The following is a 21,909-nucleotide window of genomic DNA, read 5'->3' as shown; positions in this document are numbered from 1 at the left end:
AATTCATCTTGTGGGCAGAAAGGCAATGAATAGAAAATGTCAGAACTTTTACGCGACAATAAAAACGGCTGGGAGTCCTTAAAAGAAGCGGAAAAACAAGACGTTTTTCAGTTTTGCGGCGACTATATCCAGTTTTTAAATTCTTCAAAAACCGAGCGCCTGGCCGTACAAGAGGCAATAAAAATTGCAGAGCGCAGCGGCTTTTGCGATATTAGCACGAAAGAAAGCCTAAAACCCGGTGACAAGGTTTATTTCAATAACCGCGGCAAGGGCCTATACCTTGCAAACATAGGAAGCGAGGATATTACGTCAGGCATTAATTTTGTTGTGGCCCACATTGACTCGCCGCGTTTGGACTTAAAAGCAAACCCGCTTTATGAAGACGCGGATATGGCGCTGTTTAAAACCCATTATTACGGCGGAATTAAAAAATATCAGTGGACAGCAATGCCCATGTCTCTGATCGGCGTTGTGTATAAAAAAGACGGCACAAAGGTTGATTTTACAATCGGCGAAGAAGCTGGTGACCCAATTTTCTGTGTCAGCGACCTACTTCCGCATTTGGCGTCAAAACAAATGCAGAAAAAGGGCGGCGAACTCATTGAAGGGGAGAGCCTGAACCTGATTATCGGAAGCATGCCGGATGACTGTGAAAAAGACAAGTTTAAAACGTCTGTGATGAAACTATTGAATGAGAAATACGGTATCACAGAAGATGATTTTGTGACAGCCGAAATTGAGGCTGTGCCCGCGTTCAAGGCCTGCGATTTAGGTCTTGACAGAAGCATGGTCGGCGGTTATGGACAGGACGACAGAGTGTGCGCCTACACTGCACTTCGCGCTGTTTGCGAGTCGGAAAACCAGAAAAAAACGGTTGCGTGCGTTTTGGTTGACAAAGAAGAAATTGGTTCTATGGGCAACACAGGAATGCTCAGCGCCGCCTTTGAATATGGCACCGCCCAGTTAATTTCAAAAACAAAAGGCGACTACAGCGAGCTATTAAAGCTTGAAACATTCCGCAACTCCAAGTGCATGTCGGCAGACGTAAATGCGGCGTTTGACCCCAATTATCCCGACGTAAATGAAAAGAACAATGCAGCCTATCTGGGCCACGGCCCCACGCTGACCAAATTTACCGGTTCCAGGGGAAAATCCGGAACGTCTGATGCGAATGCCGAGTTTATGTCGGTGGTACGCGGTGTATTGGATCAAAACAATGTTATTTGGCAGACCGGTGAGCTGGGACGGGTTGACATTGGCGGCGGCGGAACCATTGCGCAGTTTGCGGCTAACTTAGATATTGAAGTAGTCGACTGCGGAACTGCTCTTTTGTCCATGCATGCACCGTTTGAAATTGCATCAAAACTGGATATTTACATGACCTATAGAGCGTATAAGGCATTTATTACATTGTAACTTACAAGAGGAGGGAAGATATCCCTCCTCTTTTTGCAGAAAGGGGAAAAGATATTTGAATATACGATTTTCAGATAAGACAGACGTTCCGCAGCTAAAGCACATCTGGAAAGTGTGTTTTGGCGACAGTGACGATTATATTAACATGTTTTTTCAACATCTTTACACACCCGGCCAAACGGTGGTTGCGTGCAGCGGTGAAACAGCAATTGGCGTTGTTTACCTGCTGAAGGCGTCGCTGCTTCACAGAGATTTCCTGTATGGATATGCCATTGGGGTTTTGCCGGAATTCAGGGGAAATTCGGTGTGCAAAAAAATGTTGGAGTTCATACGCGAAGAAGCAAAGCAAAAAAACATTTTATTTGGCCTTCACCCGGCAAACGACAAACTGTTTTCCTTTTATAAACGAATTGGCCTTGAGGAAATGTACTGTTTAAAAACGATAGATGCAAGTCATTTTAATGGCTGTGCGTCTTTTAACATGTCAGACATTTCTGCACACGACTATTTTCACCTGCGCGAGCAGGCGTTTGCACCTCTTGTTTCCTGGGATGAAAAGATGCTTGCATATATGATAACAGAAGCAAGGTCCACAGGGGGATTTGCAAAGAAAATTTTAATTGACGGCCGCGAACGGATTTTGCTGGGCAGAGTGTTTGACAAAACGGTTTTTGTGAAAGAAACCACCATGTCGGATGAAGAAATTAAAACTGGGAGCCAATTTTTAAAACAATATTTTCATGCGGAGAAAATAATTTATACTTTGCCGGAGATTTCTGCATTAAAGGGAAAAACGGACACCACAATTTTAGGATTTGACAGCGGCAGACACGGCATATATATGAATTTATTCCTGGATTGACTTGACTTTGTATTTCTGCAGTGTTATGATATTATCAAAATTTATATATAAAGAAGGTTGCCACATGAAAAACTTTCAGCCAATTGTTCACACCCAGGAACTAGCAGAAAGAATTATGCCGCAGCTGCGCTATGACGGGAGTTTAAGCTTTACTGAATGGCAGATAATGGCAAAAACTAAGCTAAAAGCACTATTGGGTATGGATAAATTTAAACAATGCGAAGATTGCTTAGAAATCGAATATGACGTTGAGCGAGATAAGTTTCGTGAAATACGGTTCAATTTTCAAAGTGAGGAAGGCTATTTTGTCCCATGCCACTTTTTAATCCCGGAAGGATTAAAAGGCCCGGCTCCGGTAGTTTTGTGTTTGCAGGGACATTCAACCGGCATGCATATTTCTCTTGGACGGGCTAAATTTGAACGGGACGCGCGCTTAATTGAGGACGGAAGCCGCATGTTTGCGATTCAGGCTGTTGAACACGGACTTTGTGCCCTGACCATTGAACAGAGAAATTTTGGTGAATGCGGTGGGACAAAAAGCGGGCCAAACTGCCACCTATCGTCCACTGCGGCGCTTCTAATTGGCCGAACGGCTGTAGGTGAGCGGGTTTGGGATGTGAGCAGGGCCATTGACGTTTTAGAAAAGCATTTTCCCCAGGCTGACAGGACTAAAATTGTTTGTATAGGAAATTCTGGCGGCGGAACAACTTGCTTTTATGCCGCCTGCCTGGACAAGCGGATTTCCATTGCGGTTCCTTCCTGCGCGGTGTGCTCTTTCGACGATTCTATCATGGCAATGGATCACTGCATTTGTAACTTTATTCCCAACATCAGGCTGTTTTTTGATATGGGTGACTTAGCTGGACTTATCGCGCCGAGAAAGCTGATTGTTGTGTGCGGCAACCAGGATCCAATTTTCCCTTTAAAGGGCGTGGCGAAAAGCTATGATATAATTTTAAAACTGTTTCAAGTGGCTGGTGCTGCTAAAAATTGCACGCTGGTCATCGGCGAGGGCGCGCATAGATTCTATCCGGAAGACGCATGGCCCGAAATTATAAAACATTTAGAAAATTGAGGTAAACATGAAGAAAAAAGTTTCAGATTCCTTTACGGAACAGGTTCACATTTTATCACAGGGAAATTTAAACGGATACAGCCGTTTGTTCGGCGGCCAGCTTATGGGCTGGATTGACGTAGTTGCAGCCGTAGTTGCCCGCAGACATTCTGGACGAAATGTTACAACAGCCGTGGTGGATATGCTTCAGTTTCAGGCGCCGGCATATGCTAACGACACCGTGTTGATTTTAGGAAAAATAACCTATGCCGGACGAACCTCCATGGAAATTAAAGTTACGGTTTATGTGGAGGAATTAAGCGGCGAGCGAAAGTTGATTAACACCGCCTATGTGGTTATGGTTGCACTGGACGAAAATGAGCGGCCAACAGAGGTACCGGGATTGATTTTAGAAACTGAGGAAGAACGGACGGAATATGAAAATGCAAAATTAAGAAAAGCGCGGAGAATGGAGTATAAAGGCTGATTGGAGGAAAAAAATGTTATATCAGAAAGAGTTGTTTCAAAAGTATGAAACCGATGTGTTTGTGGCAGGCGGCGGTGCAGCAGGTGTAGCGGCGGCGGTTGCTGCTGCAAAAAAAGGAAAATCAGTCTTTCTTGCCGAGTCCTGCGGCGCATTTGGCGGGCTTGGCACGTCCGGCATGGTGCCGGCCTTTGCGCCCTTTGACGACGGAGTGAATATGGTTGCTTCCGGCATTGGGCTTGAAATTCGAAAAAACGTATCGAAGCACGTGCCGCTTAATACATATTGGACGCCCATTGACACAGAAGAATTAAAACGGGAATACGACAGGATTATTACGCAGGCGGGAATTCAATTTTCCTTTTTCACTACCGTTTATGACGTCATTGCCCGCCACGGACGGATTGAATCGGTGATTTTGGGTTCAAAAAGCGGACTGTTTACCGTGAAAGCTAAAATTTACATTGACTGCACAGGCGACGGTGATTTGTGCGCCTTTGGCGGCGGTGAGTTTGAAATGGGCGACGAAAACGGAACTGTGATGCCCCAAACCCTTTGCAGTTTATGGGCAAATATAGACCGTGAAAAAATCTGCGAGCCTGAAAACAAGTATATAGAACAGGCCTTTCAAGACGGTGTGCTCAGTTTTGAAGACCGCCACCTGCCCGGATTTTTTCACCGGGAAGACGGCATAGGCGGCGGCAATATCGGACACACCTTTGGCGTGAACCCAACAGATGAGGTTTCTCTGTCCAAAGGAATGATGTGGGGCAGAAAATCCATGATGGAATATGAAACATATTATAAAACCTATTTAAAAGGTTATGAGCGCATGTCCCTTTGCGGCACTGCTGCAATTTTAGGCGTGCGGGAGTCCCGCAGAATTACCTGCGATTACACATTGAACGTTAACGATTTTATTTCGCGTGCTGTGTTTGAAGATGAAATCGGCCGCTATTGCTATCCGGTTGACATTCACGTAATGAACACGGACAAAAAGGAATATGAACGCTTTGAAAAGGAATATGAAACCTTGCGGTTTAAAAAAGGAGAGTCTTATGGCATTCCATTCCGGTCGTTAATTCCAAAATCATTTTCAAACGTATTAGTGGCGGGGCGGTGTATTGGAACTGACAGGCAGATGCAGGCTTCTGTCCGCGTCATGCCGGGGTGCTTTATCACGGGCCAGGCGGCAGGCGCCGCCGCGGCTTTGGCATGTGAGGCAGAAGACGTAAGAAACGTGAAACTGCCGGAGCTTTTTAAAAGCCTTCAAACGATCGGCGCATATCTTCCTAACAACGAAGTATAAGTTTTGGCGGAAAGCTTACGCTTTCCGCCTTTTTTTAAACTTTTTGTAATTATCACATGTTACGCTTGAAATAAACGGCCGGTTGTAGTAAAATAATAATGTTAATCTTGTATGACACGGAGGAAAACTTATGAAATTATACCGGAATATTATAATTATCGCCATAGTGGTTGCCGTTTTGGGCGGCGCGATGTATTTCGTTTCAAAATATCTGCCGGAAAACGATAACAGCGCGAACGTCACGCAGCAGCCCGCTGAAGACGATATGTTCAGCATATATAAAGGGAACAGTGAAAACGTATCGAAAATTCAAATTAAAAATGCTGATGAGGAATATGCGGTGTCTTTAAGCGGTGAAACTTGGGTGATGAATGGCGACAGCACAATCCGCCTCAAACAGACCAATGTAAAATCGCTTCTTTACACCTGCACGTCTGTGTCGGTGAAAAAAACGGTTTCGGAAACTTCGGAGAAAGCAGCTGACTTCGGATTTTCAGCTCCCACAGGCTATGCCGAGCTTTTCTTCAACGATGGCACGACAAAAAGAATTACGGTAGGCAACAAAACTCTGGACGGGCAGGACTATTATATTATGGTGTCAGATGATGAGAAGATTTATCTGAAAAACACCTATGGCTCAGAAAGTTTAATTCCATCAAGCCAGTCTCTGCGCGACTTATCGCTGATTTCGGTAGACTCGTCCGACCTGAGCACCTTAAAACATGTTTATATGTCAAAACAGGGCAACACGGCGGTTAAGCTTGAAAACACAAACATTGGAACCAGCGAAAATCCAAACTATCAGTGGAGGATGCTGGAACCCGTTTTTGCTGAAATGAACGGACAGGTGTTTACAGACAAAATTATTAGCTGTTTTGAAGCGTTTCAGGCAGCGGCGGTGGTGGAGGACCATCCGGATAATTTAAGCATATATGGTCTTGACGCCCCCTATGCCGAGTTTTCTGTAGGTACGGCGGATAAAACACTTAACATGAAAGTCGGCGGGGAAACCGAAACCTACAGGTTTTTAATGGAGGAGGGTTACGACACCGTTTATGCGGTGCCGAAATCCAGTTTGACGTTTTTAGACGTAGCCTATGTGGATTTGATGAGCAATTTAATTCACGTGGAATATATCAGCAACGTTGATAAGGTGGAAGTGGTTTCAGGCAACACGAAATATGATATGGAAATCAAGGGCGAAAAAGGCGCGGAGGAATATTACATCAATGGTGTTAAAATTCAAAAAGAAACTTTTTCAAAGGCTTATCAGGCGGTAATCGGCATCAGCTTGGACAGCCTTGATTTAACCAAAGAGCCAACTGTAACCCCTGCGGCCTGCATTAAATATACGAAGAAAGACGGCAGTACTACTCTGGTTGAATTTCTGCCGGTTGACGAGCGGAATTACCGCGTTACCGTTGACGGAAAAGGCAGCAGCATAACGAACAAAAAGAATTTTGAAGGCGTGCTTTCGAAACTTGAAGAAACGGTAAAAGGCGCAAACTAACAGGGGGCAACATGACAAAAGAACAGTTTAAACAGATTACAAAGTCTAACGTGCTTCTGCCTGCTGCATTTTTTGAAAGAACAGAGCACATATATCAAACATTTGGCGCGTTTTTAGACAGCGGCGCAAACTTTTTCATTGCGCCAACCTATCTCTATTCTAAAGAAGCGGAAAAGCTTGAGGCGTTTCGCCAAACGGAGAACGCCGCCAAAGAGCATGCTTTTGTGTGCAGCGCCGTCGCACCGCCAAAGGAGCGAACCGTTTTTTCCGGCGGTACGCTCAGTGTTGACGGTTTCTGCAAAATTATAAAAAATGAGGCCGCATTTCTTTATGAAAATGCCCCTGGCGCCGTGATGTTTTTGTTTGGATTTCAAACCCTTGCAGAGGCAAAATATGCAGTGTATGCCGTAAAAGAAGTGTGCGACCTGCCGATTTGTGTTTTGCTGGATTTTCAAAACAATCTGCATCTTGCCGACGGATTCAATATTGCATCGTCTGTGATAACGCTTCAAAGCCTTGGCATCAGCGCATTGGGAGTTATGGCAGAAGACTGTGACCTCGCATTAGACATACTTTTAGAAATGAAAGAGTTTGCCTCGGTTCCGCTTTTTGTATTTCCCGGCGCAGGCGGTTTCATCAATCCCACGGAATATGCCCAGTATGCGCAGGATTTTGTGAATAACAAGTGTGTCATGTTTGGCGCTGGCAAAGGAGCCGACGCGCGTTTTACAGCGCAGATTGCCAAAGAACTGTGGCAGCTTGAGCCGTTTATGCCCGATTTTCCAACGGTGAATGCGGTTTGCGGCAAAAACCAGATTTGTTTTTTTGACTTTGAAAACCGAACGATAGGAAAAAACACCAAACTGATTGAAATTGATTTAGAAAAGGTATCCAAGCTTTCAGAAGTGGATTTTGTCATTGAAAAATTGATTCAGGCAGGACTTCCGCCTGTTTGCTTTCTGTCTAAGGAAATTGATATTTTAGAACGGGCAGTTTTTGCCTATCCGGGCAGGGCAGCGGTGAAGTCTGACGAATATGGCGAGATAACTGCAAAAGAGTATGGCGCATTGATTTTAAGCGGACAAGAAGGAGATTTTTAAATGTATGCACTTCCAATTGCACAACTGATTGAGGAATTTGCCAAGCTTCCCGGAATTGGAAAACGGTCGGCAGAACGGCTTGCTTTCCATATTTTAAAACAGCCGAAGGACCAGGTGGAGAGGTTTGCGAAATCACTTTTGGCGGCAAAAGAGAAAATAACCTTTTGTCCGGTTTGTCAGTCTCTGACAGACAGCGTTCCTTGTGCGATTTGCGCAAATACCAAGCGGGACCACGGTGTGATTTGCGTGGTGGAAAATCCGAAAGACATTTTGGCTATGGAAAAAACAAAAGAATTTTCCGGTGTCTATCATGTGCTTCATGGCGTGATTTCCCCGATGGACGGAATTGGTCCAAATGATATTAAAATAAAAGAACTGTTGGTGCGGACGGAAAAAGAACCGGTCCGCGAAATTATTATGGCCACGAACCCAACCATTGAGGGCGAGGCGACGGCAATGTATATTTCTAAGCTGTTTAAGCCTTTTGGCATTAAGGTTACCAGAATTGCCCACGGCCTGCCCGTTGGCGGCGAGCTTGAGTATGCGGACGAAATTACGATTACCCGGGCGCTGGAAGGCCGGCATGAAATTTAACAGAAAGGCTTAGGCTTTTTATGGTGCTGAACGAAAATGAACGGATTGAGGATTTGGGCGGCGGATTTCAAATCATTCAGGACAAAACGAAATTCTGTTACGGAACAGACGCCGCGGTTTTGGCGAAATTTATTGCGGCAAAGCCAAAGGAAAAGGTGATAGACCTGTGCAGCGGAACGGCAATTGTTCCGATTTTGCTCTGCAAATATACAAAATGCGCTGATTTTACCGCCTTAGAGCTTCAGGAAGAGATGTGCGCAATTGCAAACAGGTCGGTTGCGCTAAATGGCCTGGAGGATAAAATTAAAGTAATTTGCGGCGATTTAAAAGACGTAAAAATGATGTTTGCCAGCGGCAGTTTCGATGTCGTGAGCTGCAATCCGCCATATATGGTAAAGGGTACCGGCAAAATGAACGGCTCGTTTAGCGTGCAGATTGCGCGGCACGAAATTTTTTGCACCTTAGAGGACGTTGTGCGCTCCAGCGCCTTTCTGCTTAAAAGCGGCGGGCGGTTTTATATGGTGCACAGGGCGGAACGGCTTGTGGATATTTTTGTGCTGATGAGAAACTATAAGATTGAACCGAAGAAAATGACCTGGGTGTGCGCTGGGCCGAACAGCGCGCCGTCATTGGTTTTGGTTGAAGGACAAAAGGACAGGAACAGCGGAATTGTTGTAACAAAACCGCTGTATGTCAATTTTTAGCGGAGGACGTTTATGAGCGAACAAGCAGGCGTATTATATTTGGTTGCAACGCCGGTTGGCAATTTAGAGGATATTACATACAGGGCGCTGAGAATTTTAAAGGAAGTGGATTTCATTGCGGCGGAGGACACGCGGCATTCCCTTAAGCTGTTAAACCATTTTGAAATCAGCAAACCCATGATCAGCTATTATGAGCACAACATCAGAGAGCGCGGCGAACAAATTATAAAAAGGTTAAAAGACGGGCAAAACGCCGCCCTGGTTACAGATGCCGGCACGCCGGCCATCTCTGACCCCGGTGAGGACATTGTAAGGCTCTGTGTGGACGAGCACATTCGTGTTGTTCCCATTCCCGGTGCAGTTGCGGCAATTAATGCGCTGATTTGCTCCTCGCTTCCCACATCGCGCTTTTCCTTTGAAGGCTTTTTAAGCGTGAATAAAAAGAGCAGGATTGACCATTTATCTTCTGTGAAATTTAGCAAATATACGCTCATTTTTTATGAAGCGCCCCACAAGCTTTTAAACACTCTGCGCGACATGCTGGAATATTTTGGTGACCGAAAGATTACTGTTGCCCGCGAACTTACAAAAAAATATGAAGAATTTTTATATACTACCATCAGCGGTGCAATCAGCCATTTTGAAGATGTGCCGCCCAAAGGTGAATTTGTGCTTGTGGTGGAAGGGGCGAAAGATGCAAAAGAGACAACAGTTTTTGATAATATGTCCGTTTTGGAGCATATTAATTATTATATGCGGGCGGGCTTGGATAAAAAAGAGGCAATGAAAAAGGTTGCGCAGGACCGCGGTGTTTCCAAGCGGGAAATTTATGCGGAAACAATAAAGAATTGAGGAGATTGGATATGGACAGTGTGAAATGCTTTAATTTGAAACAGGGACTAAATTTATATTATATCCCGGTAAATAAATTTAAAACAACCTATGTGAGTATTAATATCCATAACGAGCTGAAGGAGGAAACTGCTTCAAAGTGTGCGCTTTTAGCAGATGTTATGCGCCGTGGAAGCAGGAAGTTTCCGGATGAGCCTTCCATGTCGGCTTATCTTCAGGGTCTTTTTGGAGCGTCTTTTTCAACGGATATTAAACGAAAGGGCATTGACCAGATTTTAACGTTTGCAGTTACTGCTGTAGACGACGCATATTTGCCGGAGGGGGAAGCTTGCTTCGACAAGGTGTTGGAATTTTTGTTCGACATGCTGTTAGACCCATATTTAGAAAACGGTGCATTTTGCCCAACCTATGTCAGTCAGGAAAAGGCAAATTTAATGAACGACATCAACGCGCTGGTAAACGAAAAACGGGCCTATTCCGTTTGGCGGTTAATTGAAAACATGTGTGAGGGCGACGTATATTCTGTTCATGAGCTGGGAAGCGCAGAGAAAGTGGAGAACATTGATGCAGAAGAATTATATGCCTTCTATCAGAATTTGCTTAAGACCGGGCCGATTGATATTTTTGTAACAGGAAACGCAGACGTGAGCAAAATTTGTGCCTATGCACAAAAGCGGTTTGAAGCAATTCAATTTGCAAATTTTACCTATCCGGTTCCTGATTTGTATCATAAAAACTTAGGCGGCAAAGAGGTGACGGAACGGTTCGACGTGACGCAGGCAAAACTTTGCCTGGGGTATAAAACATCGGTTTCTCCCACCAGCAAGGACTATTACAAGCTGATGGTTTACAATGGAATTTTGGGAGGCGGAGCCCACTGCAAGCTGTTTAACGAGGTGAGAGAGAAGCTGAGCCTGGCATATTATGCCGGTTCCAGGCTGGAACGGTTTAAAGGGCTGATGATTCTATCGGCAGGAATTGAAAGCGGCAACAAACAACAGGCGTTAGACGAAATTTTTGCCCAGGTTGATTTGATGAAGCAGGGCAAATTTACTGAAACAGAATTCGATGCTGCGGTGAAAAGTATTGTGAATTCATTGCGGACAATTGGCGACAGCATCGCATATCTTTGCGACTATTACCTCGGGCAGACCATTACAAACACGCAAATCAGCCTAGAGGAGTATATTGCAGAAATTGAAAAAGTTACTCCGGAAGACGTGGTTGCAGTTGCCCAAAATGTTTCACTTGAAATGGTTTATTTTCTGACGGGAAAAGAAAGTGAGGAAAAATAAAAATGGAATTTGTAAAACATTTTTCTAAACAGCTGAACGAAACGCTCTACAGCGGTAACCATAAAAGCGGTTTAAAGGTTTATGTCATGCCAAAATCCGGCTACAGCAAAAGTTATGCGGTTTTTGGCACGCATTTTGGCTCTGTGGACAATAAATTTACTGCGCCGGGAGAAACAACGCCTACGGTGCTGCCCGACGGCGTGGCGCACTTTTTAGAGCACAAACTGTTTGAACAGCCCGACGGCGGAAATGTGTTTGCGGAGTATGCAAAATTTGGTGCAAATGCCAATGCCTTTACAAGCTTTAACATGACGGGATATCTGTTTGAGTGTACTGCGAACGTCATTGAAAACTTAAAAATTTTGCTGGATTTTGTGTGCAAGCCCTATTTTACAGATGAAAACGTGGCAAAAGAGCAGGGGATTATCGGTCAGGAAATTAAGATGTATGACGACGATGCAGACTGGAGATGCATGATTAATTTTCTCAGCGCCATGTATGAACAGCATCCGGTGAAAAACGACATTGCAGGCTCTGTGGAATCCATCAGTAAAATTGACAAAGATCTGCTGTATAAGTGCTACCGTAATTTTTATAACATGTCTAACATGGTGCTGTTTGTAATCGGCGAGGCTACGCCTGACCAGGTGGGTGCCTGTGTGGATGAAGTTATTACTGACTATGAAATCCTGCCGGGAAAACCTGTGAGAGATTATGGAAATGAACCGAAAAAAGTGGTGCAAAACACGGTGAAGCAATCTTTAGACGTGTCTGTTCCCACATTTATGCTGGGTTTTAAAGATACCGACACAGGATATAACGGACCGGCGCTTTTAAAGAAAAACATTGAGTTTTCTTTTATCATGGAGGTCGCCTTTGGCAAAACCAGCTATATTTATAATAAGCTATATAACGAGGGGCTTATCATGGGCTTTTTAGATTATGAAACCGAATGTGAAAAGGACTATAGCTTTACATCTGTTTCTGGGGAAAGCAACAACCCTGAACAGGTGCGCGAGGTGGTATTTGAGGGCCTTGAAAAGCTGAAAGAAGAGGGAATTCAAGCAGCTGACTTTGAGCGGCTCAAAAAAGCATTTTTTGGCCGGTTTGTAAAGCAGTTTGATAATATTAACGCCATTGCACACGGATTTTTGGCAAACACCTTTAATAACGTTGGGCTGTTCGATTATATCGACGTAATCGAAACGGTAACGTTAGACGATATTAACAGGCGGCTTAACCATGGATTTTTAAAAGACCTGGCTGTACTTTCGATTATTGAACCGGTGAAAAAATAAGGAGGGGATGATCGTGGTAAATGCAATTGCTTTCCCGGGGCTTCGGCTTGGGCCGTTTATGGTGAGAGAATCTTTTCAGCTGTTTGGGTTAACCATTCACTGGTATGGCGTTATCATTGCCGCCGGAATTTTGATGGCATATCTTTATTGTACGCACATTGCAAAGGACTATGGGATTTCCAAAGACAATCTTTTAGATATTTTAATTTTTGGCTTGCCGTCATCCGTCATTTGTGCGCGGCTTTATTACGTAATTTTTGAGTGGAACAGCTACAAGGATAATTTGATGGATATATTTAAAATTTGGGAAGGCGGAATTGCAATTTACGGCGCTGTGATCGGCGCCTGCCTCTCTACATATATCTATTGCCGAGTGAAAAAAATTAGTGTTTTAAAGGCCTTTGACATTGGTGCATTCGGTCTTTTAATCGGCCAGATATTTGGCCGCTGGGGCAATTTTGTAAACGCGGAGGCATACGGTGCCATTACAGACCTTCCGTGGCGCATGGAGCTTTTAGATTTAGGAATTGCGGTTCATCCCACATTTCTATATGAGTCCCTCTGGAATATGGGCGTGTTTCTTATCATGGTCTTACGACGCAAAAAGATGTCGTTCAGCGGAGAAGCGTTTTTAAGCTATATTACGCTTTACGGATTGGGGCGGTTTTGGATTGAGGGCCTCAGAACAGACAGTTTATTTTTAGGGCCTTTCCGTATTTCACAAATCGTTGCAGTCGCCTGTGTTATTTCTGGAATTGTTTTAATCATTGTAAATAAGCGAAAGCAGAAAACGCTGATATAGAAGAAGAAAGCCCCGCATGAGAGCGGGGCTTTCTTTTATACTTTTACTTAACTGTAAATGATTTTGCTGCTGTCTGCGGAATGCAGTTTTCTAAGTCGCTCCACACAAACAGCTTTGCGTGTGTAATGGTTGCAGAAGCAGGCACGGACGCGTATGCCGTTACAACGGCTGCGTCTGCTACATCGGTAAATCCAGTGGAAACAAGCTCTTTGTCGTTGTAAAGTGCTAAAATTGCCTTGCCTGTTACAGCTTCAGCCATTGTTGCCTTTGCGGTTGCTGTGCCGTCTGTTATAGCAAAGCTATCAGCAGGGCTGAACTCTAAATAGTCTAAATAGAGTGCATAGTCGGCACTAGAGCTGCGCTTTTCAATCCGGAAAATAAGATTGTGGTCTCCGGCTGGAAGAAATACTGTGCCGTTATGAAAAGTGGCCGGAGCCCATTTGCTATTAAAGTAAGTATATTTGCCGTCACTATCTTTTTCAGTGTCCGCATATGTCGTCACATTGTTGCTCAGACAAAGGCCGTTGATGCTGTTTAAAAAGATATCATAGCTACTGAAGTTATCATTAATCACATATTCTATATCATAATTGTCTGCTTGCTCTACGGTAATCGGAATTATAAAAGTTTCGTAGTCATTCGCCGCAAGGTTATCAGTGCTATCAATCCCCAAATACTTCCCGTTGCTGCAGCGTGTAGTAGATGAAATATTCGGCGTATGAGTTGAGCCATCGTTCTGAAGAATGGAAAAATTCTTTTGGTAATCCTCAAATTCAATCCTGGTTGCGGCATCTTTTTTGATGGCAAGCATTTCGGGCGGGATAATTTTAAGATAATCCATGCAAATGCAGACGTCTCGTTGACTGTTCTCAGCCGGCCTTGTCAGCAGTTTTAAATGAATGGTGTGTTCGCCGGAGGGCAGAGTGGCTGAAAAATCATACTGATAAGCCTGGTGCCATGTTTGGTCGAAGTATGTCCATTTGTTGTCAATCTTTTCGGATTCCAAAGCGACACCATTATTGCCCTCTTTCGTCCAAAACGGTGTTTCAGCATCATCTAAATATAACTCTGTGACGCTAAAACTATTACCAGATGCAACATATTTAAAGTTATAACTACCTTCCGCGTCTACAGAAACCGGGATGTCAAGCGTAACGGGTTCTGTTCTGATCGCCGTATCAAAGTGAATATATCCGCTGCCGCTTGTTTGGCTGGTTCCTGTTTTTACGTTGGGTGTTACGTCTACAAAATCGTCTGCATAGTCTTCAAATTCAAGCGTGGTCACTTTGTTCTGAGAAATTGAGGCCGTTTTTGGGGTGAACTGCAAGTAGTCTGCGCAGAACAGATTAGGCTGTGAGGTAGCAATAGGTGCGTCTACCTGAAGTTTCACCGTGTGTGTTCCCTTGCTTAACGTAACACTTTTCCGGTAAATTCGCATCGGAATATATTGCCACGGATACGATTTACCAGCAGAAATGTCTTCAGCATAGGAACTGTCGTTTTTACCGATTGTTTCATTGTCAATGAGCAGCGTAACGACGCTGACATAATCATTGCTGCATTGGTCGCCGAGGGTATATTCCAAGTTATATTCTCCGCCTACAGGTAGATTAATTTCAAAGGTACACGATGCGTCTATAGTTCTTGCAACGTGACCAGTACTAACGGTACCTCCCTGACTAGATGATACTAATTTTCCGTTACTTGCAAGAGTGCTGGTTTTTATAATACTCGTTATGGGGTAATAATCCTCAAACTCATATCTAATTGCATTTGCAGGAATTGAATTATCCTCAGTGGTACAGGTAGCTGAAAGAGGAGTGCCAAAAACTCCCAGCGGGCTCATGGGATAAACGTTAACATTGAAAGTTGCTCCGTAACCCAGTCCGCCGATGGTTCTTGTGCAACTCGTTGCCCTGCTGCTCTCCGGCAAGTAAAAATCTGCCTGATATGTTTGAGAGGAAAGAACCGAACCGCTTTCATTTGTGACTTCTACCTTGTAAGCTCTCACAAATCCGTCCTGTTGACTGCCTGACTCCAAATTTGTTGCATTGTTTGGGTAGGTAACGGTAATGCCATTCCCAACAGGCGTAGCAGTGATTTCAGCACCGGCAGGAAATTCGGGTACCGCGGAGTTTTGACGCTTGTCAGCAGAATAAAGGTAATGCTCTGTGTCATTGGTTGAGTCTTCGTCTGTCATATCCGACACGATCGACGGAATATCAATAACCCAGGGTTCGCCGATAAGCTCTTTTGTAACTAAGTCAAGCTTATAAATTTTAACCACATTGTCTTTCACGGCAATCATCGAGGACTGGTGTACGCTGCTGATGTTTCCGGTTGACGTACAGTTTAATTCTTCTAAATAGCCGCCGCCTGTAAGCGGGGTTTGAAAGACTGTGAAGCCATCCTGCCAAATGGTCTGCGGCAGCTGAGCCGGAACGTGCCAGTGGGCAGTTAAGTTCACAACCTGTGGTTTTGTTTTTAAATATGCTAAGAACTCATCTGAATAGCTTTTGATGTGATTGTTGAAAACGGTTCCCTGAATCGGACCGTGCAGAAGCACAAACACTGGTTTCTTGCTGTCTTCTGAAATGGCAGCGTCAATTTTCTCCTTCAGCCAGGTTTCAGTTTCACTGCTGTAAGCAAGGTTATAATTTTCCGGCGCGGCAGCAATGAAATGATAGCCTTTAATTGTGGTTTGATAGTTCAATGATTGACCTGTTTTTGTTACAAACAAGTCTTTTGACTCCTGAACCTTTTCTGCAGATAAACTGCCGTTCTGCGGAAATTCATGATTTCCCATTGCAAATACAAAAGGAACTTCTCCCTCGTCTGAGCCGTATCCGGCATTGTCTAACGACGTCATAACGGAATCGTAACGGTCCGTAATAACTTCATCAGATTTATTCTGATAAATCACGTCGCCAGTTAATGCAAGAGCGTCCAGCGTTCCGCCGCCAATGGTTTTCTGGGCAGTGAGCGATTCTTGAAACCAGCTTAAAATTGAACTGTCTGATGTTACATGTGAGTCGCCTATCATGCCGAACTTCAAATCTGCACCGCTAATGTCTGGGTTTTCCACCCAACTGTCAGCGGCAAACGTTACCGGCAGCAGCGTTCCAAAAAGCATTGCCACCGTGAGTAACGCGGTTAAAAATTTTTTCATCTCTTGTTCCCCTTTCTTTTTGTGGATGTATGATAAATTATTCCCGGTAATTTTATTTTAACTTGTTCTTCAAAAATAATCAATATAAAATATTACTAATAATTTATAAAAAAGTCGCATATCAAATTATAAAACAGAAATTATAATGCAAAGCAAAGACTATTTATAGCCAATATTGTATCATATATAGCCTACCTTGTCAAGTATAAAAGTCTATAATTAGCCTATAACTTAAATGAGGTGATATATATGAATACGTATGAAGCAGTGAAAAATAGAATATTGTCGTTATGTACGGAAAAGCACTTTACAATTCATAAATTAGCGACCGAATCTGGCATTGCACCATCAACAATCAAAAATATTTTATATGGTAAAAGTCAAAATCCGGGTATTGTTACGCTGAAAATGATATGTGACGGGTTGGGTATTACATTAATTGATTTTTTTGAAACAGAAATTTTCAGAGAGCTGGAACAAGAAATAAAATAAAAATAAAAACACCGACATATTTATTTTATGTGTCGGTGCTTTTTTGCAAATAGATTTAATTTTCGACCGTAACAGCGGTGCAGTCGCCAAACACATCATCAAAGACCTTTTTAAATCTGTCAACGCTCACTTTGCCGTCGTATTGTGCCACACCGTGTTTTTCGGCCAGTTCGTCGGTATAATCTTTCAACGGATATACACGAAACTCCCTTGAGTTTGCATTATAATGCGTTACGGTAGGCATAACAGACGCAGAATCAATGTAAGTTCCGCGTTCCTCATTGGAGCATATTTTTACCTTTCCCATTGCGCCAACCAGGTTTGCCGCCTCTTTTTGACGGGACACATAATTTCCTAAGGAATAGAACACCAACGCTTTGCCGCCGTTTTCGGTTTCAATCCATTCCGCCGGCTCCACCACATGGGGGTGCGAGCCCATAATCAAATCGGCCCCGCGCTCCGTCATAAAGTGTGCCAGGTCCTTTTGTCCATCATCGGCGGAAAACCTATATTCCGTGCCCCAATGCATAAACACAACGGTAAAATCCGCATTTTCTTCGGCTGTATGTAAATCCTTTTCAATTTTATCACGGTTTACTTTGTTCACTAAATACTCTTTCGATTTCGGCGGAGATATTCCGTTGGTACTGTCAGTGTAATTCAGCACGGCCAGTTTAATGCCGTTTTTCTCAATATACTTTACGGCGTCATAATCTTCCTGTGATTGGTTTAAGCCAAGCACGGTAACACCAGGATGCTTTTTCCAAAATTCCAACGTGTTTACAATCCCTTTTTCTCCTTTGTCCAACGCGTGGTTCGTGGCAGAAAGCACAATGTCAAATCCGGCATTTGCAACTGCGTCGCCAACCTCCTGAGGGGAGTTAAACAAAGGATAGCCAGAGTAGCCAAGCGATTTTCCGCCCAAAATTGTTTCCTGCACAATCACCGATAGATCGGCCGCCTGAAAATAGGACGCCATCTCTGCATAAAGACCGCCAAAATTTAAACTTCCGTTTTCCTCCTGCGCATCGCTGATTAACGGCATATGTATGAGGTTATCGCCAACCATCACCAACGAAAGTTCGTTTGTTTGCTGCTTTTTCTTGTTGGTTTTAACCGTTTGCGAAACCTGGGCGCTGCCATTGTCAAAATGGTGTGTCAGCTTGGTTGTGCCAATTCCGGCCAGCACCACAACGATAACCACAGAACATGCTAAAACAATGCGCTTAATAGTGTTTTGCCGTTTTAATTCCGCTCGGGCAGAGTTTCTTTCCATATGCTTCGTTCCCTTTCACTGCGGTAACCATTCTGTCCAGCCCCGCAAAGTCTTTTGTAATGGTGATAGAGTGAAATGCGCTGTTTTCTTCAATTATTTTTTTTACAGCACCGCCCTGGTCAAAACCTATTTCAAACACCAGTTTTCCATTCGAAAAAAGGTTTTCTGCCGCAAACGCCGTAATAATCCGATAAAACTCCAGCCCGTCTCCGCCGCCGTTTAAGGCATATTCGGGTTCAAAGTTTTTGACATCGATCGGTAGGGAAGAGAGGTCGGCATTTTTTATGTATGGCGGGTTTGACACAATACAGTGATGTTTTTGATCAGCATGAAGCCCATTTAAAATATCTGTCTGAATCACGGAGATGCGCTCTGACAGCGCGTAGCGGGCCGCATTTTTTAATGCGGCATTGATGCAGACGTCGAATTTATCCACCGCGGTTAACCGGGCATTTTTTAAATAATAAGCAAGACTTACGGCAATCGCGCCGCTTCCGGTACATAAATCAAGGATGGAAACATTGTCTGCCGTTTCATACGTTTTTATGATAAATTCCACCAACATCTCCGTTTCCGGCCGGGGAATTAGAACACCTTGTTCAACAAAAAAGTCCAGCGACATAAATTCCTTTGACTGGGTAATATAGCTCACGGGCTCATGGTTCAGCCGCCGCTTTACCATGGCAGCAAAAGTGTTTTGTTCCTCGTTGCTTAACCGTTTCTCACGATTTAAAACCAGATCAATTCGGGAGCAGTGAAGCACGTGACCCAGCAGAACCTCGCAGTCTAAACGCGGCGATGTAAATCCATTTTCCGCAAGCAGCAATTTTGTAGCCTGAGCTAAGCTCTCCCCAATGGTTCCATTACCACTTATCGTCATTTTTATTCCCTGTTAACACGCTTTTTAAAGATGCAATCGCAACTTCAATCTGGCTTTCGTCCGGTTCTGCGGTAGTGATTTTTTGCAGCCACATTCCCGGCGCACTGATAATATCCACAATCGCGCCGCTGTGCCTGCCGGCAAATTTAATCAGTTCATAGGATAGGCCTGCTACCAACGGAAGCAGAAGCAAGCGGATTATTACACGCTGAATGGGATTTTCCCAAGACACAAATGAAAACACAATAATACTGATAATCATAACCAAAATTAAAAAGCTGGTTCCGCACCGCGGGTGCAGTCTTCCTTGCTTTTTCACGTTTTCAACAGTTAAATCATCGCCGTTTTCATAACAGAAAATGGTTTTGTGCTCGGCGCCGTGATATTGAAAAACACGGTGAATGTCTTTCATTTTTGAAACCAGCAAAATATAAATGACGAAAATAACAATGCGCACCACGCCCTCTAAAAGCGTTGCCGCGATGTTGTTGGTTAAATGTGCATAGTCCCGCAGCAGGCCCACCAAAAAGGTTGGCAGAAGCATAAACACGCCGATGCCGAAAATCAGTGCAACCGCTACAGATACGAAAATCGCTCCGGTCATCATCTTGTCGTTTTTTTTGTTATAAGCTTCCAGTTCCTCAGCGGTCATGGTTTCTTTTTTCTTTTTATCGTCCTCGTCTTCCACATCATAAAATTCAGCAGAAAACATCAGCGCTTTCGTGCCCACAATCAGTGACTCAAAGAAAGAAAAGACACCGCGAACAATGGGAATTTTATTAATTTTAAATTTCTGAACAAATGAATTGATAGGTTTTTTCTCAACAATAATTTCTCCGTCCGGCTTGCGGACTGCAATGGCGGTCTCTTTCGGGCCGCGCATCATAACGCCTTCTATAACAGCCTGTCCGCCAATGCTGGTGATGTGACAGGATTTCGATTCGTTTCGGCTCATGCATTTTACCTGCGCTTTCTAAAATAATTTTATCATCTTATTTTACCATATATAGAAGGAAAAAACAATGAAAAATTTATTAACTTTTGAAATAAAAGAACTTTATCTGTCAATACTAAATTTTGTAGATGGGAGGAATTTATTATGCTAAATGTTATTATGACAGCTGTGCAGCTTTGGCTTTTATGCGTTATGGGAATTTATTTTTATACCATGCTGAAATCGCAGAAAAGCACAAAGAGCAGTATTCATAGAGATGCAAACGGCGAGCTTGAAAAGCTGCGCAGAATGCAAAAAACATCATTAACCGAACCGTTGTCTGAAAAAACACGCCCCTCCTCGCTGGAGGAAATTGTGGGTCAGGAAGACGGTTTAAAGGCTTTAAAAGCGGCGCTGTGCGGAAAAAATCCTCAGCACGTCATTATTTATGGACCGCCGGGAGTGGGGAAGACCGCCGCGGCAAGAACGGTGCTGAAAGAAGCGGTTGCCAATTCAGTGTCTCCCTTTGGAAGCCATGCACAATTTGTGGAAATGGACGCCACCACCATGCGGTTTGACGAACGGGGCATTGCAGACCCTTTAATGGGCTCTGTGCACGACCCAATTTATCAGGGTGCCGGGGCATATGGGCCTGCGGGAATTCCTCAGCCCAAAGCCGGTGCAGTTACAAAAGCGCACGGCGGCATTTTGTTTATCGACGAAATTGGTGAACTGCATCCCGTGCAGATGAACAAGCTTTTAAAGGTTTTAGAAGACAGAAAGGTTTATTTCGAGTCAGCTTACTATGCAAAGAATAATCGTGAGATTCCAATGTATATTCACGAAATTTTTCAAAAGGGAATGCCTGCCGACTTTAGGCTGGTAGCTGCAACCACCAGCTCTCCGGAAGAAATTCCTCCTGCGCTGCGCTCCAGATGCACAGAAATTTATTTTAGACCGCTGACAAAAAAAGAAATCATGAAAATCAGCGAGAATGCAGCAATAAAAGGCGGGTTTTCAATCAGCCGCGAAGCGGTTAGCCGGCTTTCCGAATATGCCGACAACGGCCGCGACGCAGTGAACATTGTTCAGACGGCCGGCTCCTGTGCTTCTCTTGAAAACAGGACAAGAATCACTTTAGAGGACGTAGAATGGGTGGCAGAGTCCACAAGATGCACACCGAGGGCAGAAATTAAGGTGACAAAAGACGAACTGATTGGGCGCGTTAACGGCCTGGCGGTGTATGGAGCCAACATGGGAACTGTGATGACCATTGAGGCCGAGGCAAATCCCTGTGAGCCCAGCAAGGGCGCCATTAAAATAACGGGCGTGGTGGAGAGTGAAACCATCGAGAGAAGGGGACAGTCTTTAAAACGGGAAAGCACCGTGAAAGCTTCCATTGAAAATGCAATTACCGTTTTGGCTGAAAAGCTGCACACGAACACAAAGGATTACAACATTCATCTGAATTTTCCCGGTGGTATGCCAGTAGACGGTCCTTCCGCCGGAACGGCAATCCTTGTTTCACTGTTTTCGGCAATTCACCATATTCCAGTGCGGAACGACATTGCTTTTACAGGTGAAATTTCAATATTTGGCAATGTAATGCCGGTTGGCGGCGTTACGGAAAAGGTCGCCGCGGCGAAAGAGGCAGGTGCGCAACGGGTTTATATTCCGCAGGATAACGACAGAAGCTTTCTGCACGCCCAGGGTATTGCGGTGATACCTGTTAAAAACATTGACGAAATTATGGCAGCGGTATTTAAAGACAGTCTTGACACAGCGGAGAATAACCACTATGCCGTAACTGGTGAACAGGTCTTAACTGCTGAGAGCGTTTCGGGCAATAACGTTTTAAGTTAAATATATATGAAAAGC

At 44.1% G+C, this 21,909-nt stretch carries 19 protein-coding genes; 15 read left to right on the top strand and 4 right to left on the bottom strand.

From position 1 onward, the window contains the following. Positions 1-36: 36 nt before the first annotated feature. From WIG73_RS01360 to lgt, 13 genes are all read left to right on the top strand, one after another. Positions 37-1,416, top strand: a complete 1,380-nt coding sequence (locus WIG73_RS01360) for an aminopeptidase (protein WP_337398966.1) — start codon at positions 37-39, stop codon at positions 1,414-1,416. Positions 1,417-1,471: 55 nt separating this feature from the next. Then, positions 1,472-2,278 (top strand): GNAT family N-acetyltransferase, encoded by an 807-nt coding sequence (locus WIG73_RS01355; RefSeq protein ID WP_337398965.1) that lies wholly within the window; start codon positions 1,472-1,474, stop codon positions 2,276-2,278. Between the two features lie 64 nt (positions 2,279-2,342). Continuing rightward, on the top strand, positions 2,343-3,353 hold the full coding sequence (locus tag WIG73_RS01350; RefSeq protein ID WP_337398964.1) for an alpha/beta hydrolase family protein: 1,011 nt from the start codon (positions 2,343-2,345) through the stop codon (positions 3,351-3,353). Positions 3,354-3,360: 7 nt separating this feature from the next. Beyond that, entirely contained in the window at positions 3,361-3,819 is a 459-nt protein-coding gene (locus tag WIG73_RS01345; protein WP_177679933.1) for an acyl-CoA thioesterase, read from the top strand. 13 nt (positions 3,820-3,832) lie between these two features. Further along, positions 3,833-5,125: an FAD-dependent oxidoreductase gene (locus WIG73_RS01340; protein ID WP_337398963.1), complete on the top strand. Its 1,293-nt coding sequence runs from the start codon at positions 3,833-3,835 to the stop codon at positions 5,123-5,125. 130 nt (positions 5,126-5,255) lie between these two features. Beyond that, positions 5,256-6,635: a DUF4340 domain-containing protein gene (locus WIG73_RS01335; RefSeq protein ID WP_337398962.1), complete on the top strand. Its 1,380-nt coding sequence runs from the start codon at positions 5,256-5,258 to the stop codon at positions 6,633-6,635. Positions 6,636-6,646: 11 nt separating this feature from the next. Then, positions 6,647-7,735 carry a homocysteine S-methyltransferase family protein gene (locus tag WIG73_RS01330; protein WP_337398961.1) on the top strand — a complete coding sequence of 363 codons (1,089 nt, stop codon included), beginning with the start codon at positions 6,647-6,649 and terminating at the stop codon, positions 7,733-7,735. Beyond that, a complete protein-coding gene (gene recR, locus WIG73_RS01325) occupies positions 7,736-8,329 on the top strand; it encodes a recombination mediator RecR (protein WP_249311588.1) in 594 nt (197 codons plus the stop codon). Between the two features lie 20 nt (positions 8,330-8,349). Further along, a complete protein-coding gene (locus WIG73_RS01320) occupies positions 8,350-9,033 on the top strand; it encodes a methyltransferase domain-containing protein (RefSeq protein WP_249311586.1) in 684 nt (227 codons plus the stop codon). A gap of 12 nt (positions 9,034-9,045) precedes the next feature. Beyond that, the gene (gene rsmI, locus WIG73_RS01315; protein WP_249311584.1) at positions 9,046-9,885 is read left to right on the top strand and encodes a 16S rRNA (cytidine(1402)-2'-O)-methyltransferase; all 840 of its coding nucleotides are present in this window, start codon (positions 9,046-9,048) and stop codon (positions 9,883-9,885) included. Between the two features lie 11 nt (positions 9,886-9,896). Beyond that, on the top strand, positions 9,897-11,180 hold the full coding sequence (locus tag WIG73_RS01310) for a pitrilysin family protein (protein ID WP_249311582.1): 1,284 nt from the start codon (positions 9,897-9,899) through the stop codon (positions 11,178-11,180). A 2-nt stretch (positions 11,181-11,182) separates the two neighbouring features. Beyond that, complete coding sequence (locus tag WIG73_RS01305; RefSeq protein WP_249311580.1) at positions 11,183-12,478, top strand: pitrilysin family protein; 1,296 nt, start codon at positions 11,183-11,185, stop codon at positions 12,476-12,478. Between the two features lie 13 nt (positions 12,479-12,491). Next, positions 12,492-13,280, top strand: a complete 789-nt coding sequence (gene lgt / locus WIG73_RS01300; RefSeq protein ID WP_249311579.1) for a prolipoprotein diacylglyceryl transferase — start codon at positions 12,492-12,494, stop codon at positions 13,278-13,280. A 43-nt stretch (positions 13,281-13,323) separates the two neighbouring features. Here lgt and WIG73_RS01295 read toward each other — a convergent pair whose 3' ends face one another. After that, positions 13,324-16,449 (bottom strand): metallophosphoesterase, encoded by a 3,126-nt coding sequence (locus WIG73_RS01295; RefSeq protein WP_249311577.1) that lies wholly within the window; start codon positions 16,447-16,449, stop codon positions 13,324-13,326. Between the two features lie 249 nt (positions 16,450-16,698). Between WIG73_RS01295 and WIG73_RS01290 the strand changes: the two genes are divergently transcribed. Continuing rightward, positions 16,699-16,941: a helix-turn-helix transcriptional regulator gene (locus tag WIG73_RS01290; RefSeq protein WP_249311576.1), complete on the top strand. Its 243-nt coding sequence runs from the start codon at positions 16,699-16,701 to the stop codon at positions 16,939-16,941. 55 nt (positions 16,942-16,996) lie between these two features. Here WIG73_RS01290 and WIG73_RS01285 read toward each other — a convergent pair whose 3' ends face one another. The 3 genes from WIG73_RS01285 to WIG73_RS01275 are packed head-to-tail and all read right to left on the bottom strand — an operon-like array spanning position 16,997 to position 20,052. Next, entirely contained in the window at positions 16,997-18,217 is a 1,221-nt protein-coding gene (locus tag WIG73_RS01285; RefSeq protein WP_249311574.1) for a CapA family protein, read from the bottom strand. Beyond that, positions 18,168-19,097, bottom strand: coding sequence for a peptide chain release factor N(5)-glutamine methyltransferase (prmC, locus tag WIG73_RS01280; RefSeq protein ID WP_249311572.1), 930 nt, complete (start codon positions 19,095-19,097; stop codon positions 18,168-18,170). Before prmC ends, WIG73_RS01285 begins: the two co-directional genes overlap by 50 nt. Beyond that, the gene (locus WIG73_RS01275) at positions 19,081-20,052 is read right to left on the bottom strand and encodes a DUF1385 domain-containing protein (protein ID WP_249311570.1); all 972 of its coding nucleotides are present in this window, start codon (positions 20,050-20,052) and stop codon (positions 19,081-19,083) included. The genes prmC and WIG73_RS01275 overlap by 17 nt, the downstream gene beginning before the upstream one ends. Positions 20,053-20,196: 144 nt before the next feature. On the opposite strand from WIG73_RS01275, the gene lonB reads away from it, so the two are divergent. Then, positions 20,197-21,894, top strand: coding sequence for an ATP-dependent protease LonB (lonB, locus tag WIG73_RS01270; protein ID WP_337398960.1), 1,698 nt, complete (start codon positions 20,197-20,199; stop codon positions 21,892-21,894). Positions 21,895-21,909: the final 15 nt, after the last annotated feature.

Source organism: Congzhengia sp. (assembly GCF_037235575.1).
In the GTDB taxonomy this organism is placed as follows: Bacteria; Bacillota; Clostridia; order UBA1381; family UBA9506; genus Congzhengia; species Congzhengia minquanensis.
Note: the sequence above shows the minus strand (reverse complement) of the source record. Positions and strands in the feature narration are given on the sequence as shown.

Coding starts and splice junctions, on each gene's coding strand:
- WIG73_RS01360 (WP_337398966.1), top strand. CDS start 37: ATGTCAGAACTTTTACGCGACAATAAAAACGGCTGGGAGTCCTTAAAA.
- WIG73_RS01350 (WP_337398964.1), top strand. CDS start 2,343: ATGAAAAACTTTCAGCCAATTGTTCACACCCAGGAACTAGCAGAAAGA.
- WIG73_RS01345 (WP_177679933.1), top strand. CDS start 3,361: ATGAAGAAAAAAGTTTCAGATTCCTTTACGGAACAGGTTCACATTTTA.
- WIG73_RS01340 (WP_337398963.1), top strand. CDS start 3,833: ATGTTATATCAGAAAGAGTTGTTTCAAAAGTATGAAACCGATGTGTTT.
- WIG73_RS01335 (WP_337398962.1), top strand. CDS start 5,256: ATGAAATTATACCGGAATATTATAATTATCGCCATAGTGGTTGCCGTT.
- WIG73_RS01330 (WP_337398961.1), top strand. CDS start 6,647: ATGACAAAAGAACAGTTTAAACAGATTACAAAGTCTAACGTGCTTCTG.
- recR (WP_249311588.1), top strand. CDS start 7,736: ATGTATGCACTTCCAATTGCACAACTGATTGAGGAATTTGCCAAGCTT.
- WIG73_RS01320 (WP_249311586.1), top strand. CDS start 8,350: ATGGTGCTGAACGAAAATGAACGGATTGAGGATTTGGGCGGCGGATTT.
- rsmI (WP_249311584.1), top strand. CDS start 9,046: ATGAGCGAACAAGCAGGCGTATTATATTTGGTTGCAACGCCGGTTGGC.
- WIG73_RS01310 (WP_249311582.1), top strand. CDS start 9,897: ATGGACAGTGTGAAATGCTTTAATTTGAAACAGGGACTAAATTTATAT.
- WIG73_RS01305 (WP_249311580.1), top strand. CDS start 11,183: ATGGAATTTGTAAAACATTTTTCTAAACAGCTGAACGAAACGCTCTAC.
- WIG73_RS01295 (WP_249311577.1), bottom strand. CDS start 16,449: ATGAAAAAATTTTTAACCGCGTTACTCACGGTGGCAATGCTTTTTGGA.
- WIG73_RS01290 (WP_249311576.1), top strand. CDS start 16,699: ATGAATACGTATGAAGCAGTGAAAAATAGAATATTGTCGTTATGTACG.
- WIG73_RS01285 (WP_249311574.1), bottom strand. CDS start 18,217: ATGGAAAGAAACTCTGCCCGAGCGGAATTAAAACGGCAAAACACTATT.
- prmC (WP_249311572.1), bottom strand. CDS start 19,097: ATGACGATAAGTGGTAATGGAACCATTGGGGAGAGCTTAGCTCAGGCT.
- WIG73_RS01275 (WP_249311570.1), bottom strand. CDS start 20,052: ATGAGCCGAAACGAATCGAAATCCTGTCACATCACCAGCATTGGCGGA.
- lonB (WP_337398960.1), top strand. CDS start 20,197: ATGCTAAATGTTATTATGACAGCTGTGCAGCTTTGGCTTTTATGCGTT.